The sequence below is a fragment of the Bifidobacterium vansinderenii genome (assembly GCF_002234915.1).
Classification (GTDB): Bacteria; Actinomycetota; Actinomycetes; order Actinomycetales; family Bifidobacteriaceae; genus Galliscardovia; species Galliscardovia vansinderenii.
In genome coordinates this window covers 31,646-48,554 of the sequence record NZ_NEWD01000021.1, presented here as the reverse complement: position 1 = coordinate 48,554, position 16,909 = coordinate 31,646, and the positions used below count along the sequence as shown (strand labels likewise).

Genomic DNA, 16,909 nt, shown 5'->3' with positions numbered 1-16,909 from the left:
CTCCCTCTGTCACGGCATACGCCGCGACATCTCCCTCCCTCGGAGAGAGAACACCGGAATGGGCGTTACAGCACGCCTACGGCGTCAAGGGTGAAGGGAGTACTGCCGGCGGCGAGCTCAAAGGTCACACGATGCGTGCCGGCGGGCAGGCCCCGCAGCTGGAACGCCGTGCGCAGCGAGGCCGCGGTCGGATGCGCCGTCATGCCGGAACGCACCAGCGTCCCGTCCACATACGCGTTGAGCCGCGCGCTGCCGTCGCTCGGACCGAACAGGTCCGCGCCGGAGCCGTCGGTCGTCAGACTCACCGTGGCGCCGGCCGCGAGCGCCACCGACGCGGTGCGCTGATACGTATACATGCCCTTGCCGTTGTCGTGCGTCCACTCTCCCGCATAGTCGAGCGTCGGCACCACGACGTCGGATTCGTCGACGCCGTCGGCGCAGGCGTCTCCAACAAGACCGTCGTCGGAACCCTCCCACGAGGTCATGTGCATGTCGTCGATCAGATGACGATAGTACGGCGCGAACCCGGCCACTCGTTCCACGCGCAGGTCGTCGAACAGCACGTGGTCGAAGCTGGTGCCCAGCTGCACGCGTCCGGCGGTCTGCGGATGCGGGTCGCGCCACGAGGTCACGCGCACGCCGTTGACGAACACGGTGATCGTGTCGCCGGCCACCTCGAGTTCAACGCGGTTCCACTCCCCCGCGCCCGGCCTGAATCCGGTGCCGTCGAGGTCCAGGTCCACACCGTGCCCGCGACGCACCTCGTTGCCGTAGTTGCGCAGCAGCCACACGCCGTCGGCGCGCAGCTTGAAGTCGTAGGCGGCCAGATCGGTGCTGAACTTGGAGCCGCCCATCTCACGGGCGCCGATCAGCACGTACGGCGCGCGGCCGGGGTACTCCTCGAACAGCACGTCCACGCCCACACGGTAGTTGGCCCAGCGCAGGTCGCCGATCGACGTGCGCGGGTCGCCTTCGATCCACGCGTTGCCCGCATGGTTCCAGTCGATCTGCTGGCGCAGCAGGTGACCGCCGTGGCCCTGCGACTTATCCCCAGTGATGTACCCGTTGTCCACCAGCAGATCGGTGGATACGATCTCGAACGCGCCGTTCGTGTCGGTCGTGTACCGTGCGGATGCGCCCGTGTCGCCGCCGCGGCTGGTCAGATAATCCTCCTCCACCAGGGCGTCGCGCTTGAACACGTTCACCGGCGGCTGGTCGGCGTAGTTGAAGTCGTCGGCGTACAGCAACGTGCCGTTCGGATCGATGTCGAGCACGTCGCGCGTGCGCTCGTCCGTATGCGGCACGCCCAACGCGGGAACATCGTCCTTCGAAAGCGTGGTGGCGGTCACCACCGACCACGGTTCCACCACGATCGTGCACACGTCGTCCGCGGCCTCGACGGTGCCGTTGAACAGCAGATACTCGCTGTCGTACGGACGGCCCGGTTCGGCGGCACGAGTCCGCCACACGTTGAGCGGACGGCCGGCGCCAGCGAAGTCACGTGCGGCGATGCGATAGACGCGCTCGTAGCCGCTGTCGTTCACGATCACCGTGGAATAGTCCGCCGCGTCGGGCGACACCAAAGTCAGCGCGGACGGCTCGCCATGGCGGGCGCCGCACACCGGATTGTTGCCCTCCACCTCGCACACGCTCGACTCGGGCACCGCACGCCACGCGCGCTCGCCGTAGCCGAGGTCGGCGAACCGGCAGAAATGCTCGAGCACGGCCAGACCGGCGTCGTAGTACACCCAGCCGCTCCACGGGTCGCGCGCGGAGATCAGCTCCTTGTGCGAGTATTCGAGCCCCTCGCAGAACGAGCCGATGGCCGGCTGGTAGATCGCGTTCGTGCGGCGGGACTTCACGAATCCCTTGATGATCGTGTTGCCCATCTCCAGCGGCGAGCCGATGCCGCCCAGTCGGGTGCCCACACGGCCGGCGCCACGACCGTCGTCCATCGTATTGTTCGGACGGTCGGCGGAGTTCGAGAACGTGGCCTGCGCCTCGGAATTCCAGATCTCCTTGTCGAACTCGTCGGCCAGACGGGTGAAGTTGCCCTCGTCGTCGTCGCGCACGCTGTAGTGGTAGGCGGCGATGTCGATCGTCTCGCGCAGTTCGCGATCGGCCACCAGATCGCCGCCGAACGTGCCGGTCACCTCCTCGTCGGACGTGATCACGCGGATGCGGTGGAACAGTTCGCGCTCGCGCTCGCTGTGGAATCCGGCGTTGGGGTCGTCCGGACCGTTGCCGATGAAGCCGGTCTCGTCGGTGGCCACGCGGCGCTTGAACTCGGCCACCCATGCCAGATCGGCGGTTCGTTCGTTCACGTCGGGGTTCACCGTGTCGACCATGTAGCCGTATTCGCGGTAGGCGGCCAGAATCGTGTTCTTGTACCAGTGGTAGACGTCGTCGTTCGTGCGGACCCATGTGGGTGCGTGCCAGCGCAGCATGCTCACGTGCAGGCCGGGCTGGTAGCGGCGGGCGTCGGCGGCGAGCTGGAATCCGGGCTCGCGGCGTACGGCCGGGTATTCGTCGCGGTCGCGCATGGTGGCCACGTTCGGGCCGGTGGAATTGTTGCGGTCGTTGCCCATCTCCACCTTGACGAGGTTCATGATCGGGCGCGGGCCGCCGAACAGCGTCTCCACCAGACGCCAGTAGTCGGACGGATGCTCGGCCTTGTAGTCCATGAGCAGGCTCGACGTGGCGTTGCCGGACAGCACGCCGAATCCCTTGAACGTCAGACCGTGGCGGCTGGCCGTGGCGTTGCGCACCGCGTCGCCGTCGATGAGGATGTCGACCGTGCCGAGCGGCGACGACGACTGCGCCGACCGCGATGATTCGGAAACCGATGCCATGATTACCCCCTGATTGTGTTGATGGCTGATGATCGGCGCCAAGCGAACGCCGCTGACACTGCGTAGATGAAGACGACGGAGACGGACGTGACGGATTGTAGAGGGAGAGGGACTGGTTACGTGCCCCTCCCTCAGTCACGCATTCGCGTGACAGCTCCCTCCCGGGGAGGGAGCACGTAGGAGCTGAGCCTGTGCTCCCTCCTCGGGAGGGAGCTGGCCGCCAACGGCGGACTGAGGGAGGGTTCTCCCCCGCTCACTGCTGCCAGTCGGACTGGGCGTTGAAGAAGTTGTTGCCGCGGCTCTGCGCGCTGTACATGTCGATGATGCGCTTGTCCTTGCTTTCGTTGGCCATGAGCACGAACAGCTTGTCGGCCTGCCAGCGGGCGGACGCCCACAGCATGTAGCCCACCACGCCGGTGCCGAGCAGCAGGAACAGGATCGGGCTCCACGTGACCAGCGCGAATCCGAACGCGCCCAGCACGATGCCCGACACGAAGATCATGTAGAAGCGGCGCACCGAGAGCATCACCGCGTTCTTGAGCGTGACCAGCCACTTCGCCTTCGGATACTCCACCACGAGCACGAGCGCGATGAGCAGCGCCTGCGCGAGGAACACCAGGCATACGGCCAGCATCGGCGTCACATACACGCCGAACGGCATCTGCGCGAAGATCTGCATGTTGTACAGGAAGCAGAACGCGAGCACGGCGAACGTGAATCCCATGGCCAGCGAGCGCTTGAACACGCGGGCGTAGGCGCGGAAATACGGCTTGATCACGGCGGCGTTGTGGTTCGGGTCCACGTACGGCTGGGCGATCCAGTCCGGCGGGAAGTCCTTCTCGTCGGCGTGGTCCTGCCACACCTTGGCGCGCAGCGCGGAATTGCCGGAGAACAGGGTGGGCTGGTCGCGGAACACGGCGAACAGGGCGGCGATGCCCGGTGCGCTCAACGCGAGCGCGGTCAGATAGAGCGGATAGTAGGTGACGTCGTGCACGAATCCCGACACCAGCAGTAGCGGCAGCATGCCCACCAGCGTGCACCATCCGAGCGCGAGGATCACGAAGATGGAATTCGCCACGGTGAGAAACGTGCCGGCGAAATTCGAGGACGAGGACGACTGCTTCTGCGGAGTGTTTTCTGCCATGGCCGTCATGGTACTCCTTCACGGTTGGAATGGGCGGGTGGACGATGGGTGCGGTTTTATAGGTGCGGACGATGGACGTCGGATGCGGGTAGGCGATGCGTAGCGGCGGGCCGAATATGCGGCCAGATATGGAAGAGGCCGTTTTCGAAAGGCCGATTTGGCAGGCGGTCTTCCGAAAACGGCCGGCGCAACCACAGGAAGGAAGAAACACGGTTGCGCGTTTTGTTCGTGGGAGGGAAAAGAGATTGGATGGGTGGGTAGATTTGCTTGGCACGTTTTCCTTCCCCTTGAGGGGAAGGTGTCCGGCACAGCCGGACGGATGAGGTGGCGAATGGAATTTGTATCGCCGAAGGCGATTCAGTTTTTTCTCCGGCTGACGCCGGACCACCTCATCAGTCGACTTCGTCGACAGCTTCTCAGCAAGAGTTGCCGGACTGCGTCCGACGTTTCTTCTCCTCGCCTGTCGGCTCGTCTGAGCCCTACAAACACCTCTGGTGTTTGCTTGACGGGCTCAGCCCAAGGGGAAGCAAGGGGTTGAAGGTGGGCGGTGGTTGGGGCGCTCCCGCAAGTGGGGAGTGGCTTTTGGCCACCGTTTGGCTGGCTTCGGCCGCCCGTCGGGGCGGCCTTCGCCTGACGGGCAGTCGACAGTCCACCGGACTGTCTTTGTGCCCGTCAGCCCTTCATACCCGAGGTGGCGATGCCTTCGATGAACTGCTTCTGACCGATGAGGAAGACCACCAGGATCGGGAGCACGGACATCACGGAGCCGGTCATGATCATGGCGTAATCCGCGGAGTTCTGCGAGATGAACGTCTTCAGACCAAGCTGGATGGTGTAGAGGTTCGGGCTACGCAGGTAGATCAACGGGCCCATGTAGTCGTTCCACGTGTTCGTGAAGGTGATGATGCCCAGTGCGGCGATCGACGGGCCGGACAGCGGCAGCACGATCCTGCGGTAGATGCCGAACTCCGACAGACCATCGAGTCGGGCGGCCTCGGAAAGCTCCTCGGGGATGGTGTCGTAGAACTGCTTCATCATGAACACACCGAACGCGCCGAATGCCTGGAGCAGGATGATGGACCAGCGGGTGTCGGACAGGCCGATGGCGGACAGGATCTTGAACTGCGGGATCATGTAGGCCTGCCACGGGACGGCCAAAGTGGCGATGTAGATCAGGAACAGCACGTTGCGGCCGCGGAACTTGACCTTGGAGAAGCCGTAGGCGGCGAACGAACCGGTGAACACCTGCAGGAACGTCACGCAGATGGCGAAGAACACCGTGTTGCCCACCCAGGTGAGCATGTTGGAGTCGGACCAGATGTTAACGTAGTTCTCCCAGTGCCACACGCTCGGCAGCCACTTCATCGGGACCATGAAGACCTCGTTGTTGGGCTTCACGGAGGCGAGCGTCATCCAGATGAACGGCAGCAGGACGAACAGGGAGCACGCGATCATGGCGACATAGCCGATGACGGTGCCGATGATCTTGGCGGGCGATGTGGGCTTCTTATTGAAGGGAACGTCGGCGGAGCTGACCGCGTTCGGGTATGCAGTCTGTGCAGTCATCTCACTTCTCCTTAGCGTTGTTGTACCAGAACTGAATCAGGGTGATGATCATGCAGAGCGCGAACAGCACCATCGAGACCGTGCTGGCGTAGCCGAAGTCGCTACGTTCGAATGCCACACGGTAGACGTATTGTGCGAGCACCAAGGTGCTGGTACCAGGTCCACCGTTGGTCATGACCAGGGTCAGATCAAGGATCTTGAAGGAGCCGATGGTCAGGGTGACCATCACGAAGAACAGGGTCGGTCGCATGCAGGGCACGGTGACCTTCCAGAAGCGCTGCCAGGCGTTGGCACCGTCGAGTTCGGCTGCCTCGTAGAGTTCGCTCGGAATGGTCTGCAGACCGGCGAGCAGCAGGATCATGAAGTAGCCGGCCTCACGCCAGGTGGCCACGATGATCACGGCGGGCATTGCCCACGTAGTGGATCCGAGCCAGCCAGGCAGGTTGTCGGTGAAGATGCCGAGGAACTGGTTGATCACACCGGTCTTGGCGTCGAACAGCATGTTCCACACCTGGGCGACGGCCACGATCGAGGTGATGTAGGGGAAGAAGGCGACCGTACGGAAGAACGCGCGGCCCTTGAGCTTGGAGTTGAGGAGCACCGCCAGACCGAAGGCGATGATCAGCGTCAGCGGGATGTGGACGACCGAGTAGTAGATGGTGTTCCAGAAGGCGTCCTTGAACACATCGTCATGAAGGAGACGCTTCCAGTTGGTGATGCCGGTCCAGACCGGGCTTCCGAATGCGCTCCAGCGTGTATTCGCGATGTAGAACAGCACGCAGACAGGGATGAGCATAAGGAAGACGAATCCAAGGAAGTTCGGCGTGATGAACGCCACGCCGTGCAGGAAGTTACGCCGCGCAATAGCTGCGCTCGACATCTTCCCCTTGTTGTGCTGGGGCTTGTTCCCGCCCCCGCGAGTGGCCGTCTTCGAATCGGCCGGTGCAGCCGTGTGGGACATGACCGCTGACTCCTTTCGCTTGAACCGCATCGTCAATGTTGTTCGTTTTTCTATACTTTGTGCGGTTCGCGATCGATTTATGGCATTAAAAAGGCACGGCCCGGGTTATGAGCCAGGACCGTGCCTGTGAGGAAAGAGGAAATTAGGAGAGATATGAAGAGAGGTTAGGTTGTGGGGTTGGTCCCCGCCATTAGGCGGGGACCAAGAGTGTCATCACTCGGTGACCAGACCCTGATCCTTGATGTTCTGCGTCGCCTTGGCGAGGGCGTCGTTCACATTGGAAGTCTCGGTCATGATCGAGGAGTGAGCATCCTTGAGCAGGGAGATGATGGTATCGGAACCCTCACCAACCGGGTTCTCCGGCTTGGTGTCGTGCTCCTGCCAGGCCTGCTTGGTCAGGTCGTCGGTGGCCATGCCATCCACGGAGAAGTAGGTCTTGGCGACGTTATCGGAGAAGTAGGCGGGGGTGGTGGCGATCTTGGCGAGGGCCTCGGCGCTGCCTTCACCGGCGCAGAACTTCACGAACTCCTTGGCGGCGGCCAGCTTCTGGCCGGTGGCCTTGGAGGAGACGGCCAGACCGGTCGGATCGCCGAAGGTCACCGGCTTGTCGGACTTGGTCTTGGAATCCGGGTTCTGCGGGATCGGAGCGATGCCCCAAGTGAACTGGTCGGCGTCACCGGACTTCTGCTGCTTCACCAGCGTGGCGGCGTACCAGGTGCCCATCGGCATCATGGCGGCCTTCTGCGTACCGAACTGAGCCTGGTACTGCACGGAGGTGGTGTTGGAGGTGTTCCAGTCGATGGTCAGCTTCTCGTCCTGCCACTTCAGAGCGCGCTGGTAGAACGGCTTCATGTAGTCGAACTTGGCCTTGAAGAAGTTGGTGTCGGGCTTGTAGCCGGTCTGGGCCAGAGCGAAGGCCTGGACCACGGACTGCCAGTTGTGCTGGTAGATCGGGTAGACGGAGTTGGCGTCGTAGCCGGCAGCGGGCAGCTTATCCTTGAGTTCCTCGGCGGCCTTGGTGTAGTCGTCCCACGTCCAGGTGCCGTCCGGAGTGGCCACACCGGCCTTCTCCATCATGTCCTTGTTGTAGAAGAGGACCCAGGAATCCTGACGGTACGGCATGGCGTAGTACTTGCCGTCCAGCTCGTAGTTGGAGATGTCGATGTTCTTGTCGGACTTGTAGGTGCTGGCGATGTCGGCGAGATCGGCCAGACCGCCGGACTGGGAGTACGTGTAGTACTTCTGCAGGTTCTTGATCGGGAAGACGTCGGGCTGGGAGCCGGAGGAGATATCGGCGGTCAGCTGCTTGTCGTAATCGTCGGCGGAGTATTCCTTGACGTTCACCTTGACGTTCGGGTACTTGGCCATGAAGGCGTCGGCGAGGGTCTGGAACTCCGGGGTGGAGCTCAGGGACCAACCGGCGAAGGTGATCTCGGTCTTGGCGTTCTTATCGAAGGAGTCAGAGCCGCTGGAGGCTGCGGAGTCGCCACCGCCACCGCATCCGGTCAGAGCCAGACCCAGGACAGAAGCTACCGCGACAGCCTTGAATACGCGATTCAACTTCATTGTTCTTCCTTTCGTTTACTTCGGCTGCATTGCCGTTTCCAGAGTCCCGTCAACCCATCCGAACCAGCCTGCCGGTTCGTCCGTCGGGTCTTTCGTTATCTGTTGTCTTCGATCATACACGCTCATTTGTGATCACTTCGGAATGTTGCCAAAATTTGTCTCCATTATTTTCATGATCATCATGTTTTGATCACGGTTATGATCGAGAAAAACTCCACTGTTTTCTAAGGATCATACGGCATCAGGGGGTGCATTTTCGATCACGACACGCCGAATGATCAATCTCAAGCATGTTCATTCGTGATTATATTTGATTGTAAGTTTATCAATGCAGATCGTTCAATGATGAACTCACTCACCTGATATATCGGAAGCAGAAGGAGCAATGATGACCAGCTACCGCACGGAATACTGGACGCGCACCAGCGGCGATCTCGCCGACCGTCGCGCGCCGATCCCCACCCCGGAAGTGCAGGGCAACGACGCCGCCGCGGACGCCGTCAGGATCGTGATCGACCCCACCCGTCAATACCAGCTGTGGGAGGGCGCCGGCGCGGCCATCACCGACTCCAGCGCCTCGCTGTTCATGCAGTCCATGAGCCCCGAGCAGCGCCACGCCATCCTCACCGAGATGTTCGACCCCGAGCAGGGCGGCTTCTCCTCCGTGCGCATCTCCATCGGCGCCTGCGACTTCTCCAGCCAGGCCTACTACTCCTACGACGATCTGCCCGAGGGCGTGGCGGCAGACGCCGCGCTCGACTACTTCTCCATCGGCGAGGGCGAGCCCGGCGCGCCGAACGCCACCAAGGATCTGAAGAACGTGGTGCCCGTGCTGCAGGAGATCCTCTCGATCAACCCGGCCGTCAAGGTCATGGCCTCCCCGTGGAGCGCGCCCGCGTGGATGAAGACCAGCGGCCGTCTCGATGGCGCCGGACGTCTGCGTCTCGGCGAATACGTGGGCAACGGCTACCGCTATCAGGACACCATCGACTACGTGTACGCGCAGTACTTCGTCAAGTTCATCGCCGCCTACGAGTCCTATGGCATCCCGATCACGTCCGTGACCATGCAGAACGAGCCGAGCAACGGCTGCCCGTGGCCGATCACCGTCTGGACGCCCGAGGAACTCACCGCGTGGGGCGTGAACTACCTGCGCCCGGCGCTCGACAAGACCTACCCCGACGTGGAGATCTACTTCGGCGACGACTCGCTGCGCTTCTGGCAGCGCCCGGCCAGCGAATACATGACCCCCGCGCAGGCGCAGGCGTTCGCCGGTGCCGCGTTCCACACCTACTCCGGACTGCCGCACTGGGTGCACAACGGCACCCGTCAGTTCCCGCAGTGGAAGGCCGCCATGACCGAGCGCCGCTGCATGCTCGACGAGACCGTGGCCGAGGCGTCGCACGTGATGTTCGGCGAGATCGGCACCTGGCTCGTGCGCAACGGCGTGGGGCTGATCAACCTGTGGAACATGGCGCTCGACGAGCAGGGCTTCCCGTCGTGGGCCGGTACCTCCGGTCGCCGCGGCGTGATCACCATCGATTCGGGCACCGGCAAGGTGAAGCGCAACCTCGAGTATTTCATGCTGCGCAACTACGGTCAGGACGTGGCCGTGGGCTCCCGCCGCGTGGCCTCCACCAATCACACGCCCGACGGACGCCACGGCGGACTCGGATCGGTCGCGTTCCTCGCGCCGAACGGTGATCTGGCCGGCTTCCTGTACAACCCGACCGGCGCCGACATCGAGGCCGCGGTGACGGTGAACGGCAACGGCGCCCGCTGGCAGACGGTGACCGTACCCGCCTACGGCACGGTGAGCTTCCACAAGTCCAACGAGGAGTCCGTGAACACCACACAGGCCCCGGCGGACGACGAGTTCGAGATCACCTACACGCCGCATCCCGCCGACGATCACGACGAGACCATCTTCGAGTAGCACTCGGGTAGGGATCGTCGCCGAGCATTAATAAACCCGCAGTGGGGAATCTCCCCCGCTGCGGGTTTATTCATATATGCAAACGGGTCCGCACCGAGCACGACACCCGGGCGGACCCTACATACACAGGCTCCCCTCAGAGGGGAGCCTACGATAACGGAACCTTACTCGTCCTGACCCCAGACGCGGACCTTGCCGGGAGCCACGTCGCCGAGCAGGTGCTTGGGTGCGGGGTTGAGCTCGAACTCGTCGTCGGCCGGCGGCTCGCTCACGTTGATCGCGCCATTGGACTTGTGCACGGTGACCACGCCCCACGCCGGCACGGTAACCTTCTGCCACGCGCCGCCCTGGCCGTTGATCGTCACCGCGGCCTCGATCGGCTCGCCGGTCGGGTTGTACACGTGGGCGGCCACGTCGCCCTCGGGAGAGAGGAACGCGACCGAGCCCAGACCGCCGGACCATCCGTCGGGCGTGTGGTTGGTGGAGCGCACCACCACGGAGCCGGGCTTGACGTCCTGACCGAACGCGCGGAGCATGAAGTACTCGAGGTTGCGGATCACCTCGCCGGTCTCATGCTGGATCGTCACCACGCCGCGGCGGCCGGTGGCCCCCACCTGGTTCGGCAGACCGCGCTCGTCGAGCGCGAGGTTCCACAGCGCGATGAAGCTCTCGCCGTTGCGCACGAGCCAGTTGCCGATGATGCCGAGCATGATGTGCGCGGCGTCCTCGGGCGTCTCGTCGATCATGCAGCGACGTTCGGTCATGCCGAACATCCAGTGCGGGAACGAGCGGGAGGCGTTGAAGAAGTTGGAGTACGGGCCCTCGTAGGTGTGCACGGTGAAGCCGTCGATGCTGGCCGCCTGCTGCGGGGTGACGATCTCGTTGACCGGCCACAGGATGTTGTGCGTGGAGTCGTCGTTGATGAAGATGCGCATCTCCGGGAACTTGGCGTTCATGGCCGGACGCAGGAACTTGTGCGCGAACTCGGCCTGCTGCTTGAGCGTCCACATCATGGCGGGCCACTTCGGCGCGTTGCTCGGCTCGTTCTGCACGGTCACGCCCCAGATCGGAATGCCGATCTTGGCCATCTCCTCGACGTACTTGACGAAGTAGCGGGCGTAGCAGCCCTCGAAGCTGTCGAGCATCGGGTCGAAGCCGTTGCCGGTCCACTCGTCGAAGCGCAGGTGGCCGCCCTGGCACAGGTGGCCGGTGTTCTTCATCCACGCGGGGGCACTCCACGGGGAGGCGATGATCTTCACGGCCGGGTTGATCTTGAGGATCTCGAGCACCACGGGGATGATGTACTTGAAGTCCTTGGTTGCGTCGGGCGCGCCGGGTTCGCCGGTGCCGAGCGAGAACTTGGTGAGCGCGTTGTCGTGCTCACCGAAGGGCAGGTCATCGTACGTGTAGTACGGCTGGGCGCTGGGTTCGCAGGAGCCGAGCGGGATGCGGATCACGGAGAAGCCGCCCTTGGCCGGGTTGAAGCAGTCGTCGAGGAATGCGTGACGCTGCTCGGCGTCCATGGATCCCCAGATCAGGGATGCGGCGGCGTCGGTGATGGCCGCGCCCGCACCGATCCACGGCTGCTTGCGGTCGGCCGGATCGATCACGATCGGGGTGGCGTCGCCGGGTTCGGCGACATACTCGGGAGCGCTGATCGTTTCGCGACGCTGCTTGAGGTCACCGGAGGTGGCCGTCCAGAATTCATTGGCGTATCGGGCCTGTGCTGCGGTGAGTACGGAATCGTCTGCCATGACTGTCCTTTGTCTTGTTTCGCGGTCGCCTCGTTGCCGACCACGCTCTTCCATTGCTGACCACTCCAGTATAACGCACTTTTGTTCAGCAATAATCACTTTTAATCATTTTCCACAGTTTGTTTTGCCTTCGATCATAACGACACACTGCCATAGGTGCAGAATAGGAAAATAAGACATCTGACAACCGTTAAAAATCATTGTAATTTCAAAGAAAATAGACAATATCGATCATCATTTTCTCTCGTGCTGGTATGATTGTTTGTGATCAAAACGGTATACTTATATACAGTTCGATGAACATTCGACGAAAACAGTAGTGCAAGGAATCATCATGCCCACCCCTCACGCCTCCTCGGACGGCAACGCAGCCGCACCGCAGCGCAGCTATCTGCCCGCAGAACGCCAGGATATGATCCTGAGCCTGCTCACCCGTGAAAACGTGGTGACCGTCCCCGCGTTGGCGAAGTACCTCAATACCACCGAAATCACCGTGCGACGAGACCTGTCCGTGCTTGCCGAGGCCGGACTGCTGCGCAGGGTACGCGGCGGCGCCATGTCGGTGGGCAGCAACGGCACCGACGGCTCGCCCGCCACCCCGGGCGCTCAGTCCCCCTCTTCGAAGACCGCCGCATCGGGTGGCACGACCCCGACCGCATCCGCCACCACTCCGACGGTCGAACCGCTGCTCAACACCGACACCATCGACCAGCTCGACCGCACCATCCTGCCGCTGAACGACGAGGATCTGCGCGACATGCACATCGGCGTCCCACAGCCCGTCATCCCCCAGCGCGACAGCCGCGACAAGGGCGTGATCGGCCTCATGTTCCCCGAACCCAGCTTCTTCTGGCCCACCGTGATCGCCGAGATCCACACCGAGGCCGCCAAGCTCGGATACCGCGTGGAGATCCGCGAATCCTCCTACGAGCGCATCCGCGAGAACGAGATCCTCGACACCTTCGGCTCGGTGCCGAACCTGCGCGGCATCATCGCCTGCCCCAGCTCCGAGGAGGACGTCTCGCAGGCGTCGTGGAACTGGATCGACCACTCCCCCGTGCCCGTGGTCGTGGCCGAGCGCGACCAGCCGTACTCGTCCAACGTGTTCCACGACTCCGTGCGCACCAACCATCCGTACGGCGTACGCAAGGCCATCAACCACTTCCGCGAGCGCGGACACCGTCACGTGGCGGCTGCGTTCACGCTTACGCCGACCTCGGAGATCATCGAGGAGGCGTGGCATCAGCTCGTCGACAAGACGAACCTGCTGGAATGCCCGTTCGTGTTCGACGGCATCCAGCCCTACGACACGCATGGCGTGGAGGAGATCGTGGAACGCACAATCGATTCCGACGTGACCGGTCTGCTCGTGCACTCCGATTATCTGGCGATCGCGCTCGCCCAGTCGCTCGAACGGCATGGCAAGCGTGTGCCCGCGGACATCTCGATCATCTCGGTGGACGGCTATGCCACGCCGAGCTCTCGCCCGCTGACCGTGCTGCGTTCCCCGCAGCATGAGTTCGCCGCCGAATGCCTGAACACGCTGCTGTGGCGTCTCGAGCATCCCGACTGGCCGGCTCGTCACATCATGATCGACCCGCGTCTGATCGACCGCGGCTCCGTCGCCACGATCGGGGACTAGGTTCGCCCCCTAGGTCAGTTCGTGGGCATAACCGACCCATTATCTCTGGGTAAAACCGGACGTTAAACAGCAAACTGGGTATATCCGCATCATGAAAGGCCTGTTTTCGGCCTCTTTATGATGCGGATATACCCAGTTTCAGTTTGTGATGGTGATGGTGGCGGACTGGTCGGTCGATCACCTCATCAGTCAGCCTGTCGGCTGACAGCTTCCCCTCAAGGGGAAGCCGGCTTAACCGCATGAGCCTGAATGGTTATAGGCAGCCTTCCCCTTGAGGGGAAGGTGGCCGGCGAAGCCGGACGGATGAGGTGACCTGCCAACCAGCCCCGATCCTCCCAGATCAGGCGTTGCGGCGGCGGATGACCAGGGTCATGCCGGCGAGTGCGATCACCGCGACGGCGACCGCGATGCCCGCGACGGCGGTACCGGTGCGGCTGAGCTTGCCGGTCTTGGCCGTGGTCTTACCGGTGGCGCTGGCCGGGGTCTTGGAACCGTTGGAACCGCCGTTCTGGCCGTTGGAACCGTTGGATGCGGCGCCGTTGTTGGTGGAACCGTTCTGGTTCTGGCTGTTGCCGTTCTGACCGTTCTGCTGGCCGTTGTTCTCACCGGACTGGCCGCCGTTGTTCTGGCCGCCATTCTGACCACCGTTGTTGCCGTTGTCACCGGCGGTCACGACGGACGGCTCGGTCTGGCCGGGCTCAACCTTGACGACCTTGCCGCTCTTGTCGAGCGTCACCTTGGCGCTGTACGCCTTGGCGAGGTTGATGCGGGCCCAGCCTTCGCTGCTGGCGTCGAGCGGGTAGCCGGAGTCGCCTTCGGTTGCGGCGAGCACGGCCTTCTTCTGGTCGGCGGTGAGGTTCTTGAACGCGGCCACGTTGTCGAGCATGCTCACGGCGGCGTCGGGCACCACGGCGTCCTGTCCGGACTTGCCGGTCTGGACGAAGCCGTAGGTCATGCGGGCGGTGTAGGCGTCGATGGCGCTCTTGCGGTCGGTCACGGCGGTCTTCACCACGTCGTCGGTGAAGTCGTTGGCGTAGCCCTTGTCGTTGTTGGCGCCGGTGTTGGCGATGCAGGCGTCGAGGGTGTCGCCGTGGCCGTCGGCCTTGCACTGGGCGGTGAGGTAGTTCACGAGCTCGGTGCGGGCTGCGGCGGCGTCGGCCTTGGCCTGGTCGTTGCTGCTGACTGCGGTGGCCACGCCGTACTGTCCGGCGATATGGCCGCCCATGATGTCGAGCGGGTAGTGCACGCCGAGCACGATGCGGTTGTTGCCCGCCTCGGACACACGCGTCATGATCTCCGGGCCGAGCTCGGGCAGGATGTAGGACAGGCCGGCGCCCTGCGTGAACGCGAACGTGGTGTGGCCGGACGGGAACGAACCGGAGTTCGCCAGACCCTCGTACTCGTTGTCGGGAGCCTCGCCGTCACCCCAGTCGAAGTTCTCGTAGCCCGGGGCCTTCTTGATGCGGTTCTGCAGCGTGTTGTCGATGTTCAGGGTCTTGCCCTGGAAGTTCACGCGGTCGATGTACGGGCGCGGGTGCTGGTAGTAGGCCTTGGCCGTGCCGGTGCTCGCCGACTTGTTCATCTCGGCGAGGAACGCCTTGGTCTGCGGCAGCTTGCCGTTGTCCATGGCGGTCTTGTAGTACTGGCCGAGCACCGGGCCGAGCGCGTCGTACAGCGTGTTCGTGGAGTTCATCTGGGCGTCGGACAGGGCACGCTGGTCCTGCGCGGTATTGCCGTCGACGCCGAACGCCTTGTTGTTGATGGCGGCGGTCAGATCGTCGTCGTGCTTGGTCGTGGACTTGGCGACCTCGGTGTTCTGCACGCCGTTGGCGCTGTAGAAGTCGAAGTACGTGTTGTAGTCCTTGAGCAGGTTGGACAGGGCGTCGGCCTTGGGCTGGGTCGGCACCGTGGGCACCACGACCTCGTCGCGGTGGTGACCGAAGGAGATGTCGGTGATCTTGCGGGTGGCGGGGTCGGCCTTGTCGAAGGTCACGCGCGCGGTGTAGATCTTCGCGAGGTTGATGCGGCCCCAGCCGTCGCTGCTCGCGTCGAGCGGGTAGCCGGACTGGATCTCGCTGGCGGCGATCACCTGACGCAGTTCGTCGGTGCTGAGCTTGAGCTTGCCGTTGGCCGGATCGTCGGTGTTGAAGTAGTCGACGTTGGCGAGCAGGTTCTCGGCGCCCTCGGGCACGACCGGACGCTTGGAAGTGTCGCCGGTCTGCTTGAATCCGTAGGTCATGCGGGCGGTGTACGCGTCGAGCGCGGAGGCCTCGTCGGTGACGGGCTTGGTGGACACGGCGTCGGTGAAGGAGTTGGTGTAGCCGCCGTACGGCTGCTTGCTGGACTGGCCGTTGGCGTTGGTCGCGTTGATGCAGGAGTGCAGGCCGGCGTCCTTGGTCACCTTGTTGGCCTGGCAGTCGGCACCAAGCACGGACTGCAGTTCGGCGCGGGCCTCCTGAGCCTGCTTGGCAGTGGCGGGATCGCTCAACGCGGTGGCCACGCCGTAGGTGCCGGCGATGTGGCCGCCCATGATGTCGAGCGGGTAGTGCACGCCGAGCACGATGCGGTTGTTGCCCGCCTCGGACACACGCGTCATGATCTGCGGACCGAGTTCAGGCAGGATGGCGGACAGGCCCACGCCCTGCGTGAACGCGAACGTGGTGTGGCCGGACGGGAAGGATCCGGATTCGGCCAGACCCTCGTACTCGTTGTCGGGGGCTTCGCCGTCACCCCAGTCGAAGTTCTCGTAGCCGGGGACCTTCTTGATGTCGAGCGTGCTCTTGAGGCCCTTGAGGTCGAGCTGCTCGCCCTTGTAGTTGGCGCGGTCCACGTACGGACGCGGGTGCGCGTAGGTGCCCTTGGCGTCGCCGGTGCTTGCGGACTTGTTCATGGCCTTAAGGTAGGCGGCGGTCTTGGGCAGCTTGCCGGCCTCCATGTCGGCCTTGAAGTAGCCGCCGATGGTGGGGCCGAGCGCGTCGTACAGCGTGTTGGTGGAGTTCATCTGGGCGTCGGACAGGGCACGCTGGTCCTGCGCGGTCTTGCCGTCGGCGCCGTACGCGGCGTTGTTGATGCTTTCGGTCAGCTCGTCGTCGTGCTGCAGGGTGGCGACTCCGCCGTCGGTCACGCCCTTGTTCGGCGTCCAGTAGGTGGTGAAATCGGTGAGCAGGGAGGTGATTCCCTTGCCGGAGTCGGCGGCCGGGCTCTTGGCCACGTCGTACTGGATGAAGCTCTGCTGGTTGCCGGCGGTCGCGTCGGTGGTGGCGGCCGACGCCGTGGATGCGGCGAGCGGCGTCAGCATGGCCACGGCGACGAACCCGGCGAGGGCCCCCTTCATCGCCTTGGCTGTGATTGCTGCATGTGTCATGATCTTCCAATCCTCACAGTGAATATGGAAAATGCCGATGCGCTCCTCTTGGCGTCATCGGCATACTGCGGTTCCAGTGTGGGCCAGCCGTGCGCGCCCCACACCGGCGGATAGGAAGAAATCA

9 protein-coding genes are annotated in these 16,909 nt (G+C 63.4%); 2 read left to right on the top strand and 7 right to left on the bottom strand.

What is annotated here, in order from left to right:
- Nucleotides 1-65: 65 nt before the first annotated feature.
- From Tam10B_RS08155 to Tam10B_RS08135, 5 genes are all read right to left on the bottom strand, one after another.
- Entirely contained in the window at nucleotides 66-2,852 is a 2,787-nt protein-coding gene (locus Tam10B_RS08155) for a family 16 glycoside hydrolase (RefSeq protein WP_093960756.1), read from the bottom strand.
- A gap of 253 nt (nucleotides 2,853-3,105) precedes the next feature.
- Complete coding sequence (locus tag Tam10B_RS08150; RefSeq protein ID WP_143248602.1) at nucleotides 3,106-3,996, bottom strand: hypothetical protein; 891 nt, start codon at nucleotides 3,994-3,996, stop codon at nucleotides 3,106-3,108.
- Between the two features lie 672 nt (nucleotides 3,997-4,668).
- Complete coding sequence (locus Tam10B_RS08145; protein WP_093960754.1) at nucleotides 4,669-5,562, bottom strand: carbohydrate ABC transporter permease; 894 nt, start codon at nucleotides 5,560-5,562, stop codon at nucleotides 4,669-4,671.
- A gap of 1 nt (nucleotide 5,563) precedes the next feature.
- Entirely contained in the window at nucleotides 5,564-6,442 is an 879-nt protein-coding gene (locus tag Tam10B_RS08140) for a carbohydrate ABC transporter permease (RefSeq protein ID WP_233133660.1), read from the bottom strand.
- A gap of 294 nt (nucleotides 6,443-6,736) precedes the next feature.
- On the bottom strand, nucleotides 6,737-8,089 hold the full coding sequence (locus Tam10B_RS08135) for an ABC transporter substrate-binding protein (RefSeq protein WP_093960752.1): 1,353 nt from the start codon (nucleotides 8,087-8,089) through the stop codon (nucleotides 6,737-6,739).
- Between the two features lie 385 nt (nucleotides 8,090-8,474).
- On the opposite strand from Tam10B_RS08135, the gene Tam10B_RS08130 reads away from it, so the two are divergent.
- Complete coding sequence (locus tag Tam10B_RS08130; protein WP_093960751.1) at nucleotides 8,475-10,025, top strand: glycoside hydrolase family 30 protein; 1,551 nt, start codon at nucleotides 8,475-8,477, stop codon at nucleotides 10,023-10,025.
- A 164-nt stretch (nucleotides 10,026-10,189) separates the two neighbouring features.
- Here Tam10B_RS08130 and Tam10B_RS08125 read toward each other — a convergent pair whose 3' ends face one another.
- On the bottom strand, nucleotides 10,190-11,779 hold the full coding sequence (locus Tam10B_RS08125; RefSeq protein WP_093960750.1) for a glycoside hydrolase family 30 protein: 1,590 nt from the start codon (nucleotides 11,777-11,779) through the stop codon (nucleotides 10,190-10,192).
- Nucleotides 11,780-12,113: 334 nt separating this feature from the next.
- On the opposite strand from Tam10B_RS08125, the gene Tam10B_RS08120 reads away from it, so the two are divergent.
- Nucleotides 12,114-13,421: a substrate-binding domain-containing protein gene (locus tag Tam10B_RS08120; protein ID WP_093960749.1), complete on the top strand. Its 1,308-nt coding sequence runs from the start codon at nucleotides 12,114-12,116 to the stop codon at nucleotides 13,419-13,421.
- Nucleotides 13,422-13,761: 340 nt separating this feature from the next.
- On the opposite strand, the gene Tam10B_RS08115 is transcribed toward Tam10B_RS08120, so the two are convergent.
- Nucleotides 13,762-16,785, bottom strand: coding sequence for a phosphatase PAP2 family protein (locus tag Tam10B_RS08115; RefSeq protein WP_093960748.1), 3,024 nt, complete (start codon nucleotides 16,783-16,785; stop codon nucleotides 13,762-13,764).
- Nucleotides 16,786-16,909 lie beyond the last annotated feature (124 nt).

Excerpts from the sequence above, each read along its gene's own strand:
- Tam10B_RS08150 (WP_143248602.1), bottom strand. The coding sequence starts at position 3,996 with ATGGCAGAAAACACTCCGCAGAAGCAGTCGTCCTCGTCCTCGAATTTC.
- Tam10B_RS08120 (WP_093960749.1), top strand. The coding sequence starts at position 12,114 with ATGCCCACCCCTCACGCCTCCTCGGACGGCAACGCAGCCGCACCGCAG.
- Tam10B_RS08125 (WP_093960750.1), bottom strand. The coding sequence starts at position 11,779 with ATGGCAGACGATTCCGTACTCACCGCAGCACAGGCCCGATACGCCAAT.
- Tam10B_RS08130 (WP_093960751.1), top strand. The coding sequence starts at position 8,475 with ATGATGACCAGCTACCGCACGGAATACTGGACGCGCACCAGCGGCGAT.
- Tam10B_RS08155 (WP_093960756.1), bottom strand. The coding sequence starts at position 2,852 with ATGGCATCGGTTTCCGAATCATCGCGGTCGGCGCAGTCGTCGTCGCCG.
- Tam10B_RS08135 (WP_093960752.1), bottom strand. The coding sequence starts at position 8,089 with ATGAAGTTGAATCGCGTATTCAAGGCTGTCGCGGTAGCTTCTGTCCTG.
- Tam10B_RS08115 (WP_093960748.1), bottom strand. The coding sequence starts at position 16,785 with ATGACACATGCAGCAATCACAGCCAAGGCGATGAAGGGGGCCCTCGCC.
- Tam10B_RS08145 (WP_093960754.1), bottom strand. The coding sequence starts at position 5,562 with ATGACTGCACAGACTGCATACCCGAACGCGGTCAGCTCCGCCGACGTT.
- Tam10B_RS08140 (WP_233133660.1), bottom strand. The coding sequence starts at position 6,442 with ATGTCGAGCGCAGCTATTGCGCGGCGTAACTTCCTGCACGGCGTGGCG.